The 20,373-nt window shown below is 65.4% G+C and carries 20 protein-coding genes; 10 read left to right on the top strand and 10 right to left on the bottom strand.

From position 1 onward, the window contains the following. Positions 1 to 119: 119 nt before the first annotated feature. From NF551_RS03890 to NF551_RS03855, 8 genes are all read right to left on the bottom strand, one after another. A complete protein-coding gene (locus NF551_RS03890) occupies positions 120 to 791 on the bottom strand; it encodes a response regulator (RefSeq protein WP_227895307.1) in 672 nt (223 codons plus the stop codon). Beyond that, positions 791 to 2,296, bottom strand: coding sequence for a GAF domain-containing sensor histidine kinase (locus NF551_RS03885; RefSeq protein WP_227895308.1), 1,506 nt, complete (start codon positions 2,294 to 2,296; stop codon positions 791 to 793). The genes NF551_RS03890 and NF551_RS03885 overlap by 1 nt, the downstream gene beginning before the upstream one ends. Before the next feature lie 144 nt (positions 2,297 to 2,440). Then, complete coding sequence (locus tag NF551_RS03880) at positions 2,441 to 3,121, bottom strand: 4-carboxy-4-hydroxy-2-oxoadipate aldolase/oxaloacetate decarboxylase (protein WP_227895309.1); 681 nt, start codon at positions 3,119 to 3,121, stop codon at positions 2,441 to 2,443. A gap of 129 nt (positions 3,122 to 3,250) precedes the next feature. After that, a complete protein-coding gene (locus tag NF551_RS03875) occupies positions 3,251 to 3,514 on the bottom strand; it encodes a muconolactone Delta-isomerase (protein WP_252604983.1) in 264 nt (87 codons plus the stop codon). Positions 3,515 to 3,564: 50 nt separating this feature from the next. Next, positions 3,565 to 4,266 carry an alpha/beta fold hydrolase gene (locus tag NF551_RS03870; protein WP_227895311.1) on the bottom strand — a complete coding sequence of 234 codons (702 nt, stop codon included), beginning with the start codon at positions 4,264 to 4,266 and terminating at the stop codon, positions 3,565 to 3,567. Beyond that, positions 4,263 to 5,639, bottom strand: a complete 1,377-nt coding sequence (locus tag NF551_RS03865) for an MFS transporter (protein ID WP_227895312.1) — start codon at positions 5,637 to 5,639, stop codon at positions 4,263 to 4,265. The genes NF551_RS03870 and NF551_RS03865 overlap by 4 nt, the downstream gene beginning before the upstream one ends. Continuing rightward, a complete protein-coding gene (locus NF551_RS03860) occupies positions 5,632 to 6,513 on the bottom strand; it encodes a class III extradiol dioxygenase subunit beta (RefSeq protein WP_227895313.1) in 882 nt (293 codons plus the stop codon). The genes NF551_RS03865 and NF551_RS03860 overlap by 8 nt, the downstream gene beginning before the upstream one ends. Then, a complete protein-coding gene (locus NF551_RS03855; protein WP_227895314.1) occupies positions 6,506 to 6,862 on the bottom strand; it encodes a protocatechuate 3,4-dioxygenase in 357 nt (118 codons plus the stop codon). Before NF551_RS03855 ends, NF551_RS03860 begins: the two co-directional genes overlap by 8 nt. Before the next feature lie 228 nt (positions 6,863 to 7,090). Here NF551_RS03855 and NF551_RS03850 point away from each other — a divergent pair, with 228 nt between their 5' ends. From NF551_RS03850 to NF551_RS03815, 8 genes are all read left to right on the top strand, one after another. Next, the gene (locus NF551_RS03850) at positions 7,091 to 8,227 is read left to right on the top strand and encodes an ROK family transcriptional regulator (RefSeq protein WP_227895315.1); all 1,137 of its coding nucleotides are present in this window, start codon (positions 7,091 to 7,093) and stop codon (positions 8,225 to 8,227) included. 42 nt (positions 8,228 to 8,269) lie between these two features. After that, positions 8,270 to 9,334, top strand: a complete 1,065-nt coding sequence (locus tag NF551_RS03845; protein ID WP_227895316.1) for an extracellular solute-binding protein — start codon at positions 8,270 to 8,272, stop codon at positions 9,332 to 9,334. An 82-nt stretch (positions 9,335 to 9,416) separates the two neighbouring features. Continuing rightward, complete coding sequence (locus NF551_RS03840) at positions 9,417 to 10,505, top strand: ABC transporter ATP-binding protein (protein WP_227895359.1); 1,089 nt, start codon at positions 9,417 to 9,419, stop codon at positions 10,503 to 10,505. Continuing rightward, positions 10,502 to 12,313, top strand: a complete 1,812-nt coding sequence (locus NF551_RS03835) for an ABC transporter permease (RefSeq protein ID WP_227895360.1) — start codon at positions 10,502 to 10,504, stop codon at positions 12,311 to 12,313. Before NF551_RS03840 ends, NF551_RS03835 begins: the two co-directional genes overlap by 4 nt. A 2-nt stretch (positions 12,314 to 12,315) precedes the next feature. Next, positions 12,316 to 13,806, top strand: a complete 1,491-nt coding sequence (locus NF551_RS03830; RefSeq protein WP_227895361.1) for a lyase family protein — start codon at positions 12,316 to 12,318, stop codon at positions 13,804 to 13,806. Next, positions 13,803 to 14,738, top strand: a complete 936-nt coding sequence (locus NF551_RS03825; RefSeq protein ID WP_227895362.1) for a carbohydrate kinase family protein — start codon at positions 13,803 to 13,805, stop codon at positions 14,736 to 14,738. Before NF551_RS03830 ends, NF551_RS03825 begins: the two co-directional genes overlap by 4 nt. 11 nt (positions 14,739 to 14,749) lie before the next feature. Then, positions 14,750 to 15,793 (top strand): amidohydrolase family protein, encoded by a 1,044-nt coding sequence (locus NF551_RS03820; RefSeq protein WP_227895363.1) that lies wholly within the window; start codon positions 14,750 to 14,752, stop codon positions 15,791 to 15,793. Then, the gene (locus tag NF551_RS03815; RefSeq protein WP_227895364.1) at positions 15,790 to 16,557 is read left to right on the top strand and encodes a glucosamine-6-phosphate deaminase; all 768 of its coding nucleotides are present in this window, start codon (positions 15,790 to 15,792) and stop codon (positions 16,555 to 16,557) included. Before NF551_RS03820 ends, NF551_RS03815 begins: the two co-directional genes overlap by 4 nt. A 24-nt stretch (positions 16,558 to 16,581) precedes the next feature. Here NF551_RS03815 and NF551_RS03810 read toward each other — a convergent pair whose 3' ends face one another. Together NF551_RS03810 and NF551_RS03805 are read right to left on the bottom strand one after the other, a co-directional pair. Then, positions 16,582 to 16,956 carry a VOC family protein gene (locus tag NF551_RS03810; protein WP_227895365.1) on the bottom strand — a complete coding sequence of 125 codons (375 nt, stop codon included), beginning with the start codon at positions 16,954 to 16,956 and terminating at the stop codon, positions 16,582 to 16,584. Between the two features lie 140 nt (positions 16,957 to 17,096). Further along, positions 17,097 to 18,575, bottom strand: a complete 1,479-nt coding sequence (locus tag NF551_RS03805) for an aldehyde dehydrogenase family protein (protein WP_227895366.1) — start codon at positions 18,573 to 18,575, stop codon at positions 17,097 to 17,099. Between the two features lie 161 nt (positions 18,576 to 18,736). Here NF551_RS03805 and NF551_RS03800 point away from each other — a divergent pair, with 161 nt between their 5' ends. After that, positions 18,737 to 19,606 carry an aldo/keto reductase gene (locus NF551_RS03800; RefSeq protein ID WP_227895367.1) on the top strand — a complete coding sequence of 290 codons (870 nt, stop codon included), beginning with the start codon at positions 18,737 to 18,739 and terminating at the stop codon, positions 19,604 to 19,606. 47 nt (positions 19,607 to 19,653) lie between these two features. Beyond that, positions 19,654 to 20,352 carry a type 1 glutamine amidotransferase domain-containing protein gene (locus NF551_RS03795; RefSeq protein WP_227895368.1) on the top strand — a complete coding sequence of 233 codons (699 nt, stop codon included), beginning with the start codon at positions 19,654 to 19,656 and terminating at the stop codon, positions 20,350 to 20,352. Positions 20,353 to 20,373 lie beyond the last annotated feature (21 nt).

Below are 20,373 nucleotides of genomic sequence, written 5' to 3'. Positions count from 1 at the left end.
ACGATGGTCCCCGGTCCCGGGGAGCCAGACGGTTTCACTCTAGGGCCGGCATTCGTGCTGTCCGTAAGGTAAGTGTCCCTACTATCCCCGCGACATTTGTCTCGGGAGACGCCTGTCCTTCAGAACGTAGGTGCGGTCAGTCCCACGTTGACGGCCAGCAGCGCAGCCTGGGTCCTGGAAGAGAGGTTGAGCTTGCCCAGCACGTTGGAGACATGGGTCCGCGCCGTGCGCTCACTGATCTGCAGTTCCTTGGCAATCTCCCGGTTGGACTTTCCGGTTCCCACGAGTTGAAGCACGGTCCGCTCGCGTTCAGTCAGGGAGGAGACCCCAACCCCCGGAGAGCTCATGATCTGCGTGAATTTCCTGGCCATGGTCGTATCGATGAACACTTCGTCCCGCGCCGCGGCACGGATAGCCGCTGCAACTTCCTGTGCCCCCGCATCCTTGAGCAGATAGCCGGAGGCACCAAGCTGCATCACCATGTTCATTCGCTCGGTCTCACCAAAGCTCGTCAGGACGACGACCTTGACTTCCGGGTATTTACGCCGGATTTCGCGCAGTGCCGTGGTTCCGTCCATCCTCGGCATCATGAGGTCCAGAAGGACGACGTCGGGCAGCCCACCGTAGACCGCAAGCGCTGCCAGCTGCTCCAGCGCGTCTTGGCCGTCAACCGCCTGTCCGACCGCCACGATGTCCTCAAGGACATCGATGTACGCGGAAATGCCGTGCCGGGCAACCGCATGATCATCGACAATCAAGACTTTCAGCGTGCCTGGGGCGGTTGAGGTCATCAGTTCTCTCCTGGAAGCCGGGTGTTGACGAGGTAAGGAACGTCGGCTCGGACCACAGTGCCGGCTCCGCCGAATTTGAGGCTCACGGTGAATCTTCCGTGCCAGCGCTCGATGCGCTGCCGCATGAAGGACAGACCATGTTCGTCCTGCTCCGCTGCGGAGAGGGCGGACCCCTCCACGCTTGACGCGCCTCCGTTGTCTCGGACCACCAACAGGATGCGCCCGTCCTCCACGGAGCAGCTAATGCTGATGAGGTCGGCAGGCGAGTGCTTGACGGCATTGTGCACAGCCTCAGCGGCTACGTAGTAGAGGTCTTCGCCCAGTTCGTCATCCAGGCGTCCGAGGGCCGCATCGAGGTGCAGGTCGAATCGCACCCCGGTTTGCCGGTGGGTGGCGGCGGCAAGCCGGGACAAGGCCCCGCGAAGCCCCACACCTTCGATGGCGCTGGGCCGCAGCTGGGCTACGAGGCCGCGCAGGTCCTTCAACACGGAACCCGTGATCCCTTCCAGCTCCGCCGCGATCGTCTGGATCCGTTGATTGTCCTGCCCGTGGGGTGCGGCTGCCAGAATACTGAGCGTCTGGCTCAGCATGCCCATCGAGAAAATCTGCTGGACGACGGAATCGTGGAGGTCACGGGCCAGCCGCTGCCGTTCCTCGCGATGGGCTGCACTGCGTTCTTCTTCAAGCAGTGAAGCGTAGTCGATGGCCAGCGCTGCCTGTTCTGCCATGGAGGCGAGGAATTCCATGGCTTCCCCGTCGACTTCCTGTCCGGGTTTCAGGAAGACATTGAGGACGCCGATGGTGTTATCCCGAACCTTGATCGGGAGGGATGCGAAGGCATCCCACTCCGGATAGCGATGGAATTCGTGCAGCGGTTTCCACGCCGGGTTAGACATCACGGCAGCGTAGCGGTGTGGAATCACCACCGGAGCGGCAGATTCCAGGGAGTCGAGCATCCTTAGGTCCGCTCCCAAGCGCTGGCATTCCATGAGGAGCGAGAAGAAAGAGCTGCTTCGGGACGCCGGGAACCCTGCCATGCCCAGCATGTGGAGCTTGTCGCCGGAGTGCTCATTTGTAAGTACCTGCACTCCGGCCAGGCCATCCGCCTGCAGGATCTCATGGGCCAGGGCGTTGAGCGTTGCAGGCAGGGACCGTTCGGAAGCCACCCGCGCGGCGGTCCGGGCTACTGCGGCGGCACGCCGCTCCCGCTGCCGGCGAGCGGTCACATCGTAGAACGCAACGGCGAATTTCCCTTCGGACGGCCGGTGACGGTATGCAAGCTCTACGGGATTGCCACCGGCTTCGATCCAGGCTGTGCTCCATGCGTTGCCGGGCGCAGAGCCGTCATTACTCAGCGTGCCTCGGGATAGCAGGCCCTGAAACGTTTCCAAACCATCATCCTTGCCGAGGATATCCATGGCCGTGGTGTTGGCCTTCAGTATCCGTCCGTCGTCATCGACGTGCGCCAGACCCACCGGCCAGTCATCCCATTCGCTGAACGGCACGTTTCTCCTTCTTAGCCTCTGCCCTCCAATGCGTCCTCCACTGTGACCTGCGTCGCATTGACGCCAGCGTACTCCTTCCGTTCCGGGACAAACCTGGAGGCACACCGGGATTGAGCAGGCGAAGTGCCTGGCGGCTGCAGTGCGTCAGCCGTCCACGTACTCGATCCCCAGTTCCTTCAGTTTCGGCCGCAGGTTGTACAGGTCCAGGCCCAGCACCCCGGCTTTGAACTGTTCGCGCTTTTCAGCCTCCAGGTCCTCGCGCTGCTGCGCTTTACGGGCAGCTTCCTTTGCCTCGCCCTGGGGCACAACCAGGACACCGTCGTCGTCGGCCAGCACCGCATCGCCGGGCAGGACGCTAACGCCGGGGAGCATTATCGGGACGTTGATTGACCCCGGATTCAGCTTGTTGGTGCCCTGTGCGTGGACTGCTTTCGACCACACCGGGAATCCCATTGCTGTCAGGTCGGCTACGTCGCGAACGCCGGCGTTGATGATCAGTCCCAGCGTGCCGCGGGCCTTGAGAGCGGTGGCAAACAGATCGCCGAACATTCCGTCGGTGGATGGGGATGTTGTAGTCACCACGAGGACATCCCCTGCGCCGCATTGTTCTATGGCCGCGTGGATCATGAGGTTGTCGCCGGGATGACTCAGCACTGTCACGGCCCGGCCGGCAATCCGGGTGCCGGGGTAGATTGGCCGAAGCACAGGTTCTGCCAGCCCCCGCCTTCCCATCGCTTCGTGAACCGTCGAGACTCCCAGCCGCTGGAAGGTGGCCAGCACATCCGGGTCCGGTCCCGCCGTCGTACGTACTATCTTGTAGCTCATACCAGTTCCCTTCCAACCTGTTTTGCCATCGTCGCTGCGAAGACGTCCTGGCCCAGTTCATTGGCCAGGACGCGGGTCAGGCCGAGGAGCGCACCCTTGGAGCCTGCAGCCGCCCGGTTCCTGCCGCCCTCACTGTTCCTGGGGATGGGTAGCCAGCGGCTCAATCCTGACATCCATCCAGGGGAACTGCGGCAACGAGGAAAGCGCATCGTGGAGTTCCGTGGCGTCCGCTGCCTCCCAGAGGCCGACGACGCCGCGGCGTCCCGGAATCCTCCAAAGCCGCTTCAGTACCCCGCTCCCGCGCAGTTCCGTGGCCCTGGCCCGTTCCCGGACCAAGAGGTCCGCCACCTGTTCCTCGCTGAGCGAATCCGGCAACGCTGTTTCAAACCGCACTAAAAACTCCATGACTGCCTTACCTCTCTTCCGGGCCGGCAACGCCGGTCTCAGCCAACAACCTTCAGCAGGACCGCGGCGAGTTCCTCGGGTGCCGTCACCATCGCCTCATGCCCGCTGTTGACGTCATGCGTCTCCCAGCCGTCCGCAGCCGCCTGTTCGGCGAACGTCCGGAAAACCCGCATCCAATCAACGCATTCGACGAAAACGCCCGGCACATCCCGGTAGGCACCGGTGAGGGGCAGCGGATCGGTGTATGTTTTCCACGGATGCGGAGTCAGCCGCGGAAGCAGCCATTCCTTGTCCGCGGGATCGCTGATTCCGAGTTTTTCCAGTGGGCGGGGCGGGATGAGCCAGCCGAACCCCGACTGCTCGACGGATTCGCGATAATGCCGCGCCACGGTTTCGGGCAGCAACTCAATGGCGGGCCGTCCATCACCGATGAATCCGTCCAGGTACACCCGGCGGGCGGTGCGGCCGGACAGCCGATCGGCGGCGCCGGTGATCACCTGACCTGCGTAGCTGTGACCAACCAGCGTGACCTCGTCCAAGTCGTAGGCCTGCACCAGCTGCACCAGGTCTTCGATGTGGGTATCCAGCCCAACGGCCGGGCTCATCAAATGCGACCGGTCCGAAATGCCGGACAGCGTGGGCGTCAGGACCCTGTGCCCCGCTTGTTCCAGCACGGGCACCACCCGCTGCCAGCACCATCCTCCGTGCCAGGCTCCGTGTACCAGGACAATGGTGCTCATGCCGCTCCTCCCTGCCCCGGAACTCCGGACTGTTCCGGGCCGGATTGCTCTCCTGCGTCCGCGGAGGCCTGGTACCGCCCAACCTTCAGCACCGCCATGGCCGCAAAGCTGACCAGGCCCATCAGGAGCAGGTAGACGGCGATCGGCGCGGAGGAATTAAAGGCCGCATAAAGACCCGTCGCGATCAGCGGCATGAATCCTCCGCCAAGGATGGAACCGATCTGGTAGGCGGTTGAGGCGCCGCTGTAGCGGACTTCCGTGGGGAACAGCTCGGCGATCAGGGCAGCCTGCGGCCCTGCCATCAGCGACTGGCCCAGCAGGATCACGGCGAACGCAATAGCAATATTGACCGGGTTTGCCGTGTCCACCAGCCAGAAGAACGGGAAGGCCCACGCGGTGAGCAGCGCGGCACCCCAAAGGAAGACGGGTTTCTGCGCGAACCGGTCCGCAAGCAGCGCTCCAAATGCAATCGTCACCAAATGGCAGACAGCACCGAAGATGATGAGCAGCAGCATGGTGTTCCGCTCCAGCCCCAGCGTTCCGGTTCCGTAGGACAGCATGTAAACCGAGTACAAATATCCGATCGCAGGGGCAGCTATCGAGACAATTCCCGCCAGCAGCACGGTACCTGTGTGATGGCGGAACAGGTCCAGGATCGGCGCCTTCACTTCCCTGTTGTCCCGTTTGACCGCCTTGAACGCCGGCGAGTCTTCGATCCTCAGGCGCATCCACAGGGCGATGAGGATCAGGACCGCGCTGAAGAGGAACGGCACACGCCAGCCCCACGCTTCAAATGCCTCCGGTGCCAGGATATTCGTGACAATCACGAACACGACGTTCGCGCCGATGATGCCGATGGGAAGGCCCATCTGAGGGAATGAACCATAAAAGGCACGGCGCTTGCTGGGAGAGTATTCCACGGCCATGAGCACGGCTCCACCCCACTCACCGCCCACTCCGATGCCTTGGAGCAGCCGGAGAGTCACCAGCAGGATGGGCGCCCAAATGCCTATTGTTGCGTAGTTCGGCAGCAGTCCGATGGCAACGGTGGCCGCGCCCATCAGCAGCATGGAGAACAACAGCATTGACTTGCGTCCGACCCGGTCGCCGAAGTGCCCCATCAGCAGGCCACCCAGCGGGCGTGCCAGGAAACCGACAGCGAAGGAAGCAAACGCAGCGAGTGTTCCGGCCGTAGGGTCATCTGTCGGAAAGAACTGCGGGCCGAAAATCAGGGCGGCTGCCGAACCGTAGATGAAAAAGTCGTACCACTCGATTGCGGTGCCTACCAGGCTGGCTCCAAGCACCTGCCGGCGTTTTTTAGCCGAGGGCAGCGCACTGCCCGGAACGGTGGACGCTGGGGTCTGCTCAGCCATTTGCGCCCGCCTCCACCCTGGGGACGCTGCTCGTTTCAGCAGCGAACAGGGCCAGTGCAGCCGCTGTGTTGGACGCCGGAACGTGGTAGGTGTCATGGACACGCCGAAGGTCATCGCCCAGAGCGCCACGCATGATCAGCCACATGATCATCTCGATGCCTTCGGACCCCGCTTCGCGGATGTACTCCGCGCGGGAGATCTGCGCGAGGCTCTGCGGATCTGTTTCAATCTTGGCGAGGAAGTTCCGGTCGAAGTCCTCGTTGATCAGTCCGGCGCGTTCGCCGGAAAGCTGGTGGGACATCCCCCCGGTGCCAAAGACGGCAACCTTGATGTCCTCGGGGAAGGAACGGATTGCTCGTCCCAGTGCCTCGCCAAAATCCAGGCAGCGTTGCGCTGTTGGCTGCGGATAGTGCAGGACGTTTACCAGGATCGGCACCACAGAGCATGGCCAGGCTTCCCCCGGCTCCGGGGTGTACACGGACAGCGGGACGGTGAGGCCGTGGTCCACGTCGAGTTCCTGGAACACGGTCAGATCAAATCCCGCGTCCATCATTTCCACCAGCAGGTGCTCGGAGAGGTCGGGCGCACCCACAACATCGGGGACGCGCCGTGGCCCATAGCCTTCGTCAGCAACCCGGTAATGGTCCGCGGTTCCTATGGCGAACGTGGGAATGATCGACATGTCCAAGGCATTCGCATGGTCGTTGTACACAACAATTGCGACGTCGGGCCGGTGCTCCGCCATCCACTCCCGGGCCGGAGCATAGCCATCAAAAAGGGGTTTCCAGTACTCGTCCGAAGTCTTGCCGTTATCCATGGCTGCCCCGATGGATGGAACGTGCGAAGTTGCCAGCCCCCAAACGATGTCAGCCAAACTTCCGCCCTCCTGATCTCAGCGCTGCGATGAATTCCTCGGTGCTCAGACCGGTAAAAGCGGCACCGAGGTCCTGAACCGATTTGCGGTCGACGGCCGCAAGTTTGATGACATAAAAGATGGAAGCTCCAATGTCCGTCATGGCCTTCCAATTGCGCTCCAGGATTGCCCGTTTCTGTTCCGCATTGAGGTGGTATTCGTCGCAATAAGCGGCCTCGTCGGAGCTGAACCGGTCACGGTTCTTTGCTTCCTTCAGCGAGAACAGCATTTTGTTCAGGGCACGTCCCCGGCTGCTGGACCGGGTGTCATAAATGTGTGTTCCCTCAATGCGCGGGGTGTGGGACGGCACGGTGTCTCCTCCTTTTGCCGTGGTGGTGTTACTCACCGCGAGCCTAGGAGCTGCCGGAGGTCCCGTCATCGGCGCCGCGACGCGTCCGGCACGCGACATTTGTCCTGCCTTGGCGACACCGGCCCGCACGTTCCGGCGATACTCCACTTGGGTGCAGATAGGTTCTGTCCGCTCGAGTGAGGCTTGGAAAGCCTTGCATTCTTACTTTCTTCACCGTATAAAGTAAGAATGTTATCCACCTCACACGCACCAACTGGACGCCGGGAACTGCGCCGGATCCGGGTGGAGTCCGTTGTGGGAGCCCTCCTTTCACAGGGCCCCATCTCCCGCACCGACCTCGCAGCCGCCACCGGCTACAGTCCCTCCACCGTGACTGGAATCGTGCACGAGCTGCAGGAACTGGGTTACCTGCATGAGGTGGGCCAGCGCGAGTCCACCGGTGGACGGCGCCGAACCCTGATGGAAATAGACCGGTCGGCAGTGGTGCTGGTGGTCGCCGAAATCAGCCGCGGCAGCGTCCGTGCCAGCCTTGTGGACCTCGATGCCAGCGTCCTGGAAACCCGCGAATCCGTCTTCGACGCCGAAGATCCGGTGGCATCCACGGCGCGGGCCGTTTCCGAACTCACTGCCGCCGCACCCCGCAGCCCGGCCCGGCTGGTGCTGGCACTGCCCGGAGTCGTCGGAAACGACGGCACTGTCAGCCTGGCCCCCGACTTCGCCGCGGCAAGCGGCTCCGAGCTGGCCGGGGAGCTGAACCGCCGGACCGGCCTGAAGGTGACTCTTGAAAACGACGTCAACCTTGTTGCCCTCGGCGAGCGCAGCGCCGGTGCCGCAGCCGGCGTCGATGACCTCGTGCTGATCCACGTCGCCGAAGGCATCGGTGCCACCATCCTCAGCGGCGGCCGGATCCTTCACGGCGCCACCCGCTCAGCCGGCGAGGTCGGTTTCCTGCCGGTGGCACCCCGCCCACTCCCCCACGGCAACCGCGGACCCTTCGAAGCAGCCTGGAGCACACCGGCGATCGCTGCCGCCGCCCAGTCAGCAGGGCTCGACGGCGACGGGCCGGTGATCGCGCGGATGTGCGCTGACGAGCGTACCCAGCGGCTGCGCGACGACGTGCTGGACGCCTGGGCCTGGGCCGCCGTCGTCTGCGCCTGCGTCCTGAATCCTGCCCTTGTGGTCTTCTCCGGAGACGCCGTCGACCTCGATGACCCGGCCCGGAGCGCACTGGCCAGCCGGATCCGCGCCGCGGCGCCGTCGGCTCCGAATGTTGCCTTCGCGTCCCTGGGCACCACCGGCATCCTCCACGGTGCCGTGGCCCGGGTCCTGGAAGACCCCTCTGCCCTTATCTCCCCCGCTGATTAGTCCCCCGTTTACCCCGTTCCACCCACACCCTAGGAGAAGTACATGAAACGCACTTTCCGCAAACCGCTCGGCACCGTTGCCGGCGGCCTCGCGCTGATGCTGGCTCTCTCGTCCTGCGGCCTGGACGACTCGTCCGCCGGAGCCGAGGGGTCCGACGGCGGCACCCTCACCATCTACACCGCCCGGGACAAGGGCCTCGCCGAAGCAGTCGTGGCCGACTTCGAGGCAGCCAATCCGGACTACGCCGGCAAGGTGGAAATCCTCACCCTCGGCGCGCAGGAAGCACTGGAACGCATCCGCGCGGAGAAGGCCAACCCGCAGGGTGACATCTGGTGGGGCGGCACCGGCCAGCAGATGAAGCAGGCCGCCGGCGACGACGTCCTTGCCCCCGCCCCGGACGCCGTGATTGACGCCGTTCCCGAGGACCTGCGTGATCCGAACGGCTTGTGGGTCGGCGAAATGCAGCTGGCCGAGGTCATCTTCTACAACCACGACATGCTCAGCGAAGAAGAAGCGCCCAAGGACTGGGACGACCTGGTGGCTCCGGAGATGGCCGACAAACTGGCTATCCGCGACGTCGAGGCCTCCGGAACCATGCGCAGCATCTACTCCGCCATGATTGACCGCCAGTACGACGCCGCCGGTTCACCGGAGGCAGGGTACGACTGGCTGCGCAAGCTCGACGCCAACACCAAGGTCTACGCAGCCAACCCCACTGACCTGTACCTGCGCGTGACCCGCCAGGAAGCCGCAGCCAGCGCCTGGAACCTGCAGGACGTCATGCTGCAGATCGAGAACCAGAACGCCCCCTACACCCCCGTGATCCCCGAATCGGGTGCCCCGATGCTGGTGGACGGGGTGGCCAAGATCAAGAACGGACCGTCCAGCGAAGCTGCTGACGCCTTCCTCGAGTTCCTCTTCAGCGAAGAGACCCAGAAGGACCTCTCCGAAACCTACTACCAGATTCCGTCAATCGAGATGAGCGAAACCCCGTCCTGGCTGACAGAGCTGGACCTGGTGGAGATGGACGTTGACTGGGACCGGATCGGCGATAACGAGTCCGAATGGATCGGCTACTGGGCCGAGAACATCAAGGGCAAGGGCTAACCAAACCCGGACAGGCGGCCGGCGCCCTGGGCGCCGGCCGCCTCCTGAACCTTCCACCCACTATCCCCTGCGGAGAGCAGCCATGACACGAGTCTTCCTCGAATCGATCGAAAAACGGTACCCGGGTTCCGCGCCTTCTGTGGCAGACCTCAACCTCACCATCGAAGACGGAGAGTTCTTCACCCTTCTGGGCCCGTCCGGGTGCGGCAAGTCCACCACCCTGCGCATGGTTGCGGGGTTCATCCAGCCCTCCCGCGGACGGATCCTCTTTAATGACCGCGACGTCACAAACACTGCCCCCAACCGCCGCGACACCGGCATGGTGTTCCAAAACTACGCCCTGTTCCCGCACATGACCGTGCGTGCCAACGTGGGCTACGGCCTCAGCGTCCGCCGCACCGCCAGGGCTGAGAAGAACAAGCGCGTGGACCGCGCACTGCAGCAGGTTGGCCTTGAGAGCTACGCTGACCGCCGCATCGACATGCTCTCCGGCGGACAGCAGCAGCGTGTGGCGCTGGCACGGGCCCTGGTCATCCAGCCTTCGGTGCTGCTGCTTGATGAGCCGCTTTCCAATCTGGATGCCAAGCTGCGCGAGGAAACCCGTGCAGAAATCCGCGGCACCCAGAAGGCTGCAGGAATCACGAGCATCTATGTCACCCATGACCAGGCCGAGGCAATGGCAATGAGCGACCGCGTGGCCATCCTGGAGTCCGGGCGGCTGCACCAGGTTGCCCCGCCCCGGGAGGTCTACCACCGGCCGGCCACGTCCTTCGTGGCACGGTTCATCGGACGTTCCAACGTGTTGGAGTGCACCGTGCTGGAGTCCTCAACCGACACCGTGCATCTCAAGCTGGCCGACGGTTCGGTGCTGCGCGCCCCGCGGGTGGCCGGAACAGTATCCGGCAACGCCGCCGCCGGCGACACGGCAGCGGTGAGCCTGCGCCCTGAATCCTTCACCATGCACACGGACACCGGCGGCCAGAGCCGACCGGGCACGCTGCGGGGCACGGTCAAGACGGCTGAGTTCACCGGTGCCGTCAACGTTTACGAAGTGGACTGGAACGGCAAGGAACTTGTGGTTTCCGTCCCTGACTCAGAGGACCGGGCGCAGCCCGGGGACCGGGTCACCCTGTTCCCGCATCCGGACCGGGTCTGGCTGGTAGCGCCGTGACCGGCCTCGCCGCAAGACTGCGAAACCGCAGCGGAACCACGTCCTCGGACCGGTTCATCTACTGGCTGGCCATTCCCCTGGTCCTGGTCCTGCTGCTGTACATCGTGATTCCGATGTTCGCCACGGCACGCACCAGCGTCGACGGCGGAATGGGCAATTACAGCGGCTTCTTCGGCGGAAACTCCGGCCGGGCGCTGGGCCTCTCCGTAGGCATCTCGGTGGTCTCCGTAATCACCACCGGTGTCATTGGCACGGCGCTGGCCGTGCTCCTGACCCGCTTCGATTTCCCCGGCCGCAACGTGCTGCGGCTGTTCGCGATGCTGCCCATGGCACTGCCGCCGCTGATCGGCGCCGTCTCCTTCTACTTCCTCTACGCCGAGAGCGGGATCCTGCCGCGGTTCCTGGCACAGTACTTCGGCGCCGACCCGGGGGCAGTCTCCGCCAACGGCGTCCTGGGTGTGCTTCTGGTCCACACCATGACCATGTACCCGTACTTCTACCTCGCGGTCTCCTCCGGCCTGGCCGGGTCCGATTCTTCCATGGAAGAAGCCGCCCTGAACCTGGGGGCCAGCCGCTTCACCATGTGGCGCACCGTGCTGCTGCCCATGCTGACCCCGGCCCTGGTTTCCGGCGCCCTGCTGACCTTTATGGTCTCCATGGCTTCCTTTACCGCACCGCAGTTCTACAACGTGCAGACCCTGACCATGCAGATTGTGGCCTCCCGTACCTCCGGCGCCTACGAACTGGCGGCGGCCCAGTCCACCGTGCTGTCCATCGTCTCCATCCTCTTCCTGCTGGCGATGCGCTGGTACCAGAACCGGCGGGTTCACCGCAGCGCGTCCAAGGGCACCCCGCAGGCCGTGAAGGTCATCCACGGAACGCTCCCCCGGCTCGGCGCAGGCCTCGGCTCCGCCGTCCTGGTGCTGATCCTGATGGCACCGGCAGCCGTGATCGTGCTGCTGGCCTTCACCGTGGACGGCTCCTGGACCGTACAGATCCTGCCCAGCCAGTACACGTTGGGGAACTTCTCCCGGATCTTCACCGATCCGGCGACCCTGCGACCCATTCTGGTGAGCAGCCAGATGGCCTTCATCGCCATGATCGCGTGCACCGTGGTCGGTGTTATTGCCTCCTGGGTGGTCACCCGGTGGAAGGGCCCGGGCAAGGGACTGCTGGACGTGATGGTCATGATTCCCTGGGCGCTGCCCGGCACCGTCGTCGGCGTCAACCTGGTGACCGCGTTCGCCAGCCCCTCGCCCTTCAACCTGGGCCAGGTCCTGATCGGTTCGCTGTGGATCCTCCCGGTTGCCTACTTTGTGCGGTTCCTTCCCCTGGTCTTCCGCTCAGCCAACGCCGCCCTGGCCCAGATCGATCCCTCTGTGGAAGAAGCTGCCCGCAACCTCGGTGCCGGCCACTGGCGGGTGCTGCGCACCGTGACAGTGCCGCTGATGTACCGGGGCATCCTTGCCGGCGCCCTGATGGCCTTTATCCAGGGCTTCGGCGAGTACGTGGCCTCCGTGGTGATTTACCCGGCGCGGTTCGCTCCGCTGTCCGTTGAGATCTACAACCGGATCTACTCCAACGAGTTCGGCACCGCCGCGGCGTACGGCACCCTGCAGATGGGCCTGATCCTGATTGTCCTGATCATCTCCCAGCGGCTTGAAAACCCGGGCAGCGGAGGCATCGCCAAGATGCTGCGGCGCCGCCGTCCCACCGTGGAGACACCGCTGGCGGGTCCCATCCCCGCCGCCGCCTCCCCGCTGCCGATTCCCTCTTCCGCCTCCCCCGACCTGAAGCCGGTGAAATAAGCATGAACACCCCCTCCCGTACGCTCCTGACCGACCGCCCGGATCTGTCCGTCTACTGGGACAACCACCTGCGCGACGCGTTCGAGGAAGCTGCCGCGAACATCTACCCGCCCATGGTGGAAGCTTCCCTGGCCCATGTCTGGATGCTCGACGACGAAGGCATCCTTCCGCGGGAGCGTTCCGCCCGGCTGGAGAAGGGCCTGCTGGAACTGTGGGAGCGGATCACCGACGACCGGCAGGAATACAGCTTCGACGGCTCCGTGGAAGACCCGTACTACTTCATGGAACAGCAGCTCGCCGCAGCCTGCGGCATCTCCACCTCGGAGCTGGACGTTCAGCTGGCCCGCAGCCGCAACGACCTTGACGCCGGGGCCTTCCGGATGGTGCTGCGCCGCCAGATCCTGGACCAGGCGGACCTGGTGCTCCAGAGCGCCGCGGACGCCGCCGAACTGGCACGCCGGCATGCCGACGCGCTGATCATCGGTTTCACCCATCGGCGTCCTGCCCAGCCCACCACCATCGGCCATGTTCTGGGGGGCCTGGCCGAAGCCCTGCTGAGCCAGGGACGGGAGCTGCTTGACATCTACGCGGAGATGAACGTTTCCCCGCTGGGCTCCGCGGCGTTTACCGGATCCGACGTGCCGATCAACCCGCAGACCGTCGCTGACCTGCTGGGCTTTGAGTCAACGTTCACGTCCAGCTATGAGGCGGTGGCCGGCGCGGAGCACTTTATGCGCCTGGCCGCAGCGCAGGCGCGGATCTGTGCCACCGGCGCACGCTTCTCCCGGGTACTGCTGGAATGGATGACTTTCGGCTGGGTGGCCACCCCGGACGCCTACACCCAGGGCTCCTCGATCATGCCGCAGAAGAAGAACCCGGTGGTGCTGGAACACATGGTGTCCATGGCCGGCGCCGCTGCCGCAGACATGTCCGCCACCTACGCGAACATCAACTCCGGCTGGTACGAGGATTCCAACAACGCCACCACAGATGTGCAGAAGCACCTCTGGCGTGCCTCGGACCGGGTGATCCGGTTTGTGCGCATGCTGGACGGGCTGCTGAACGAATTCACCGTGCTGCGGCTTCCGGACAAGGCGGAGATCGTCCGCTCCGGTGCCACCACCACGTCCGTGGCAGAAGCCCTGGCAGTCGCCGGCGTGCCCTGGCGGGGCGCGCACGACGTCGTCGGGCGGCTGTTCAAGTCCGCTGACCCCACAGCGTGGTCGCGGGAGCAGGTGACCGGGGCCCTGTCCGCCGGGAACATCAGCACGGACCTGGCTGACCTCGTGCTTGCCGCCGGAACTGATCCGGGACGGATCCTGGACCGGCCGCAGGCAGGCAGCCCCGGCATCAAGGCTGTTACTGCCACCGCGGACCGTGCGACGGAAGCCGCCCGTACCCTTGCCGTCCGCGCCGCGGAACTGCGCACCGGCATCGATGCTGCCCGCGCTGCCCTGCTGGAACGCGCGCAGGCCCTGGCGGCCGCGGCATGAGCGGTGCAAAGGCCACCATCACCGTTGCAGGGAACACCAACCTGGACATCATGGTGTCCGGAGCTGCGGCCCTGCCGGAGCCCGGCACGGAAGCGATTGTGCCTGGCATCGACATCCGGCTGGGCGGATCCGCGGGGAACCTCGCCGTGCGCTGTGCCGGGCTGGGACAGCAAACCATCCTGGTCAGCAAGGTCGGAGAAGACGCCTCCACCCGCCTGGTGGAGCAGGAGCTCGCGCTGCCCGGGCTTCAGGCAGTGCTGGTGCGGGACGCCGGGCAGCCCAGCGGCATCACTGTGGCAGTTGAGGCGCCCGGCCGGGACCGTGCCTTCATCTCCTCCCTGGGAGCCATGGCTGAACTGACACCGCAGGACGTTCCTGCCGGCGCCCTGAACACCGGCACCCTGGTGCTGGCCGGCTACTTCCTGCTGCCCAAGCTGCGCGGGCAGGCCGCCTGCGAGCTGTTCGCTTCAGCGCATGCGAACGGCGCCCTTACCGTGCTGGACACCGGCTGGCCTTCTGAGGGCTGGACCGAAGATATCCGGGCGGAGGTCCGCAGCGTACTGGGCTCAGTGGACCTGTTCCTGCCAAACAGCGACGAGCTGGCTGGCCTCACCGGGAACCCGGATCCGCGGGCCGCCGCCCTGCTGCTGGCTGAGCAGACCTCCACCATGGTGGCCGCAAAACTGGGCGCCGGCGGGGCCGGCCTTGCCCTGCCGGACGGGACCTGGCTGCACACACCGGCCCGCCCGGTGACACCGGTGGACAGCACCGGCGCCGGGGACGGTTTTAACGCCGCTTTCCTTGCCTGCCTCGCGCGCGGAGATGAACCCGGCCAAGCGCTGGCTGCCGCCGTCCGCTATGCCACCGATCTGGTGGCAACCGCTCCGGACCACCGCGGCGCCGTCGTACTGCCCGAGCCGCTGCCCCTGTAGGAGACCACACCGTGCACGTCGCCCGAATCGGAAACCGCCCTGTGGTGCAGGGCATCTCCATCATCGATTTCCACCTGCATTTCCGGATGCCGTTCGACCCGCTCACCCGGTCCCTGTCCGGCGGCCAGTTCGCTTGTGAGGAATCCGGCCCGGCTGCTGCGGCCCGCGCCGCGAAGGTAGCCGGCATGTCCGCCCAGTGGCGGCGCAGCTGGGATTTCGCAGACCCGGAAAGCACAGGACAGGACGCCGGCTGGGAGGCGGAAGCTGACCGCTGGATCACCGAACTGGACGAGCACCACGTTGAGCACGCGGCCTTCGTCACCGCCGGCGGTGACAAGGAGATGGCCGCACTGGTGCAGCACGGCGCCGGGCGATTCCTGGGCTTGGCCGCCATGGCGGATCCTTTTCTCCCCGGGGCCGCCGAAGATTTCCGGCGGGCAGTTCGCGACCACGGGCTGCGCGGGCTGAAGCTGTTCGCCCCGCTGATGTCCTCCCGCATCGATGACCCGGGCGCGGATGCGGTGTGGCGCGTGGCCGCCGAGTACCAGGTTCCCGTGCTGATCCACTTTGGCCACTGCGGCTCTGCCGGAGGTATTGCGCACAACGCGATGATTGAACCCGCCTGGCTGGAAGCCGTGGCCAAACGCCACCCTGATGTGACGTTTGTGGTGCCGCACTTCGGAATCCAGCACGTGCAGCAGGTGCTGTTCCTGATGTGGGCCTGCCCCAACGTTCTGGTGGACACCTCCGGCTCCAACCAGTGGGTGCGGTTCATGGCGCAGAAACTGACCCTGGAGGATGTTTTCCGCCGATTCTACGAAACCCATGGCCCGGAGCGGATCGTCTTCGGCACCGACTCCTCCTGGTTCCCGCGGGGCTACGCCCGGCGTTACCTGGTGGACCAGCTGCGGATCTGCTGGGAGATGGGCATGCCGGCGGCTGACGTACAGCGGATCTTCGGAGCCAATGCGGCCGGGCTGCTCGGACTCGCGGAATGGGCGCCGGCGGATCCCGCTCTGGCCGCCTCGCTCTCCTCGAACGCGGCGCAGGCATGAGCGTTCAGGTGCTTGCCGCCGCGTCCCCCCGGGACCTGGGCCTGACGGCAGCGAATGTAGTCCTGGCGCGCCTGGCCGCACGCAGAAACCCGGTCCTGGGCATTGCCACCGGATCTTCGCCGCTGCCGCTCTATGAGCAGCTGGCACGCCGGGCCGGGGACCTGTCTCCGCTGCGCGGCTTCGCCCTGGACGAATACCTCGGGCTGCCGCCTGCGCACCCCCAGAGTTACCACGCGGTGGTCCGGCGCGAAGTCATTGATCCGCTGGGCCTGGATCCGGCGGCTGTACGGGTGCCCGACGGCGCGGCGGCGGATCCGGATCTCGCCGCCGACCGCTACGAGGCCGCCATCCGGACCGCAGGCGGCATCGATGTACAGGTGCTGGGGATTGGCAGCAACGGGCATCTGGCGTTCAACGAGCCGGGGTCGGCGCTGGATTCCCGCACCCGGGTCGTGGCGCTGACAGCCAGTACCCGGGAAGCGAATGCCCGGTTCTTCCCGTCGCTGCGGGATGTCCCCACCCACGCGCTGACCCAGGGGCTGGGCACCATCCGTGAGGCCCGGTCGCTGGTCCTCCTGGCCTCAGGGCCCCGCAAGGCACAAGCCATTGCAGCGGCGTTGACGGGCCCGGTCACTCCGGATGTGCCGGCCTCTGTCCTGCAGCTGCATCCTGACGTGACAGTCCTGCTGTCCGGCGGTGCCGAAGCGGCACTGGATCCCGCGGAGTACAGCCTGGTCCGGGCAGCACGCGCCGAGCGGCACTAATTCGGACACACCACGCCTGCCCTCCTACTGGTCAGGAAGGGCAGGCAGTTCCTGCAGCGACCACTGGTTGCCGTCCGGATCACTGAAGTACACGAAGGTACCCCAGTCCAGCGGCGTAATCTCGCTGGTCTCCACGCCGTGGTCCACCAGATGCTGCCGCGCGTCCGCAGCGCTGGGCACAACGATCTGGATCCGCTGGCTGCCGGGGAGCATGTCCGTGGTCCCCTCGCCGATCACCACCGAACAGGCGGAACCGGGCGGGGTCAGCTGGACGAACCTCAGGTTCTCATCGACCCGCTGGTCGAAGTCGTCCGCGAAACCCACCTGGTTCACGTAGAAGTTCTTGGCTGCGTCGACGTCGGACACCGGCACGGGCACGAGTTCTATTTTCCAGTCCATGGCCGCGAGCGTACGCCCTCCCCTTCCCGGGTCCAACCGATTAGCGGACAGGTTCAGTCCGCTAACCGCCCGGCCCATGGCGGTCGGCTGGACTCCCGCCGATTTCCGCCAAAGAAGTATGCGTCATCCCCGGTTTCCCCTCACAGTGCACCCTCATCCAGATGGGCAATGGAACGGGTGTCCTGGAAGGCCCGGACGCCGTGGATTCCCTGTTCGCGGCCCATGCCCGACTGCTTCATTCCGCCGAACGGTGCGCGAAGGTCCAGCCTGGTGGCGCCGTGGTCATTCACCCAGACGTAGCCGCACTCCATCCGGCTGCCAACGGCGTTCGCCCGGGCCGTGTCCTCGGTCCAAACGGACCCGCAAAGGCCCGCCCAGCTGTCGTTGGCGGCGGCCACAGCTTCGTCGTCGCTGTCGAACGCCATGATCGGAATGACGGGCCCGAACTGCTCCTGGGTTACCACCCGCAGGTCCGGGGAGGGGTTGAGGACAAGTGCCGGCTTCAGGAAGTTGCCCTGCCGGATCTCCGGTTCCTCCGGCAGCTGTCCGAACTCGCGGACCTCGGCGCCTGCCTGCCTTGCCTCCTCGATCAGCTCACGCACGAAGGTGCGCTGGGCCGGAGAATGCAGGGGCCCCATGGTGACCCCTTCCTCCAGGCCGTACCCGATGACCACCTTTTCCAGGCGGCTGGAGAGCCCGGCCACCAGTTCCTCCATGCGGGAGCGATGCACATAGATGCGTTTGGCATTCATGCAGATCTGGCCGGTGGTATCGAACACCGCTGCGTACAAGCGGTCGAGGCGGGTCTCGTCGAGCAGCGCATCGTCCAGGATAATTGCCGCGTCATTGCCGCCCAGTTCCAGGGTCACCCGGGTCAACGTCCCGGAGGCTGCTTCCATGATTCGTTTTCCGCCTCCGACGCTTCCGGTGAAACAGACCTTGGCGACGTCGTCGTTCCGGATCAGTCCGGACATTTCCTCGTCCCGGCCGGTGACCACGTTGATCACTCCGGGCGGCAGCTTCTCGGCCACCCTCTGCACAATCCGGGTGGTGGCCAGCGGGGCGGTGGGCGGCGGCTTGACGATCGCGGTGTTGCCGGCGAGCAGCGCGTGGGGCAGGGACGCTCCCAGGATGGCCACGGGCCAGTTGAACGGGACGATCACCGTCACCACGCCCAGCGGCTGATACGTCACACTGGTCCGCACCGGAATCCCCGGAGCAGTTTCGAGGATCTCCTCGCGCTCGACGTCCCCGGCCAGGGCCAGGGCGAGCTGCCAACGGATCTCGAAGACAAGCGCATCAACCCAGCTTTCGCTGACGATCTTGCCGTTTTCACGCGTGAGGATGGCGGCGTCCTCATCCCGCAGGTCGGCTATGCCGGCGATCGCTTCGGCCATCTGCGCCGCCCGCTCCTGCGGGCTCAGCGCAGCCCAAGCCGGGAACGCTGCCTTCGCCGCCTCCACGGCGTCTGCGACGTCCCGGGCAGATGCCGCGGCCGCATAACCTGCAGGCGCCCCGGGCCGGGCCGGGTCAGCGACCTCCAGCATGTCCTCACCGGCCCGCGCCTCACCCCCGATGTAGAGCCCTGTCACCACCTCGGTGGAAGTAGTTTCCGTCATCGCAAACACTCCTTCAGCCATAGCTGTCTTCTCGGTTTCTCCCGGAAACTACAGAATGCACGCCGGATCCCGGCAGCAACAGGGCACAACGTACCTTGATTGCGGCGGAAATATCAGGGTGCTGAGGAATAAGCCCTTGGGGGCACGCTGTTGCCGCCTATATGACCGAGCAGACTGTAGAACCCAATTTGTCCCCGACCATCGACCTCAAGGACCTCGGCACCGTGAACCGCCTGGGCTTCGGCGCCATGCGCATTGTCGGCCCCGGCGTCTGGGGTGAGCCGCAGAGCCGCGGAACCGCCGTCGAGGTGGTGCGCCGCGCCGTCGAACTGGGCGTCGATTTCATTGACACCGCCGATTCCTACGGACCCAACATCAGTGAAGAGATCATTGCCGAGGCGCTCTACCCCTACCCCGAAGGCGTGCGGATCGCGACCAAGGCCGGGTTCGTGCGTACCGGTCCGGACGAATGGATTCCGCTGGGCCGCCCCGAGTACCTTCGCCAGCAGGCCGAGCTGAGCCTGCGCAAACTCAAGGTGGACTCGCTGGACCTGTTCCAGCTGCACCGGATTGACCCGACCGTCGATGCCGAGGAACAGTTTGCCGTGCTGCAGGACCTGCAGCAGGAGGGGAAGGTCAAGGCCCTTGGCCTGTCCCAGGTCAGCGTGGAACAGCTGAAGGCGGCGGAGAAGTACTTCACGGTTTCCACCGTGCAGAACCGCTACAACCTCACCGACCGCTCTTCCGAGGACGTCCTCGAGTACGCCACCGAAAACGGAATCGGCTTCATCCCCTGGGCCCCGGTTTCCGCCGGCGAACTGGCCCGGCCCGGAGGCGTGCTCGACGTTGCCGCCAAGAAGCTTGGAGCCACCACTTCCCAGGTCGCCCTGGCCTGGCTGCTGAAGCGCTCACCGGTCATGATGCCGATTCCAGGCACCGGCTCGGTAGCCCACCTGGAAGAGAACCTGGGCGCCAGGGACCTGGTTCTCGACGACGCGGCTTTCGCCGAGATCGACGCGGCAGCACGCTAGGAGCGGCCGCCCGCTCCCCCGAAAACTCCCCCGAAAGAAGGACCCGCATGAACACCCTGATGGTTGTCTCCGCCGCCGATTCGCTCACCATGAAGGACGGATCCGAGCACCCCACCGGCTTCTGGGCCGAGGAACTGGTCGAAGCGCACCGCACCCTCGCCGAGGCCGGGCACCGCATCACGTTCGCCACTCCCGGCGCCAAGGCCCCCACGGTGGACCAGATCAGCCTGCAGCCCGACCAGGCCGGAGGCGAAGAGAAGGCAGCACACCTCACGTCCTACCTGGAGGAACTGCGCCCGGAACTCGAGAAGCCGATGGCGCTGTCCGACGTCGTGCCCCTGGAATACGACGCCGTTGTCATCCCGGGCGGGCACGGCCCGATGGCGGACCTGGCCACGGACTGGGACATGGGACGGATCCTCATCGCCGCGAACGACGCCGGAATGGTTATTGCCCCGTTCTGCCACGGCCCGGCGGCGCTGCTCAGCGCCGAAACCCCCGAGACTGGATTCGCCTTCTCCGGCCGCCGGCTCACGGTGTTCACCAACGAGGAGGAGCTGACCGGCGGCACCGGCGAAAACACACCGTGGATGGTCGCTGACGCCCTGGCCGAGAAGGGCGCCGTGGTCGATTCCGGGCCCGCATGGGAGAGCTTTGTCGTCACCGACGGCAACCTCATCACCGGCCAGAATCCGCAGTCCAGCGTGGACGTGGCCCGCCAGGTCCTCGCCTCCCTGCCGGACTAGCCTGATCAACTGGTGGCAGAC

The organism is Arthrobacter caoxuetaonis (assembly GCF_023921125.1).
In the GTDB taxonomy this organism is placed as follows: domain Bacteria; phylum Actinomycetota; class Actinomycetes; order Actinomycetales; family Micrococcaceae; genus Arthrobacter_B; species Arthrobacter_B caoxuetaonis.
Note: the sequence above shows the minus strand (reverse complement) of the source record. Positions and strands in the feature narration are given on the sequence as shown.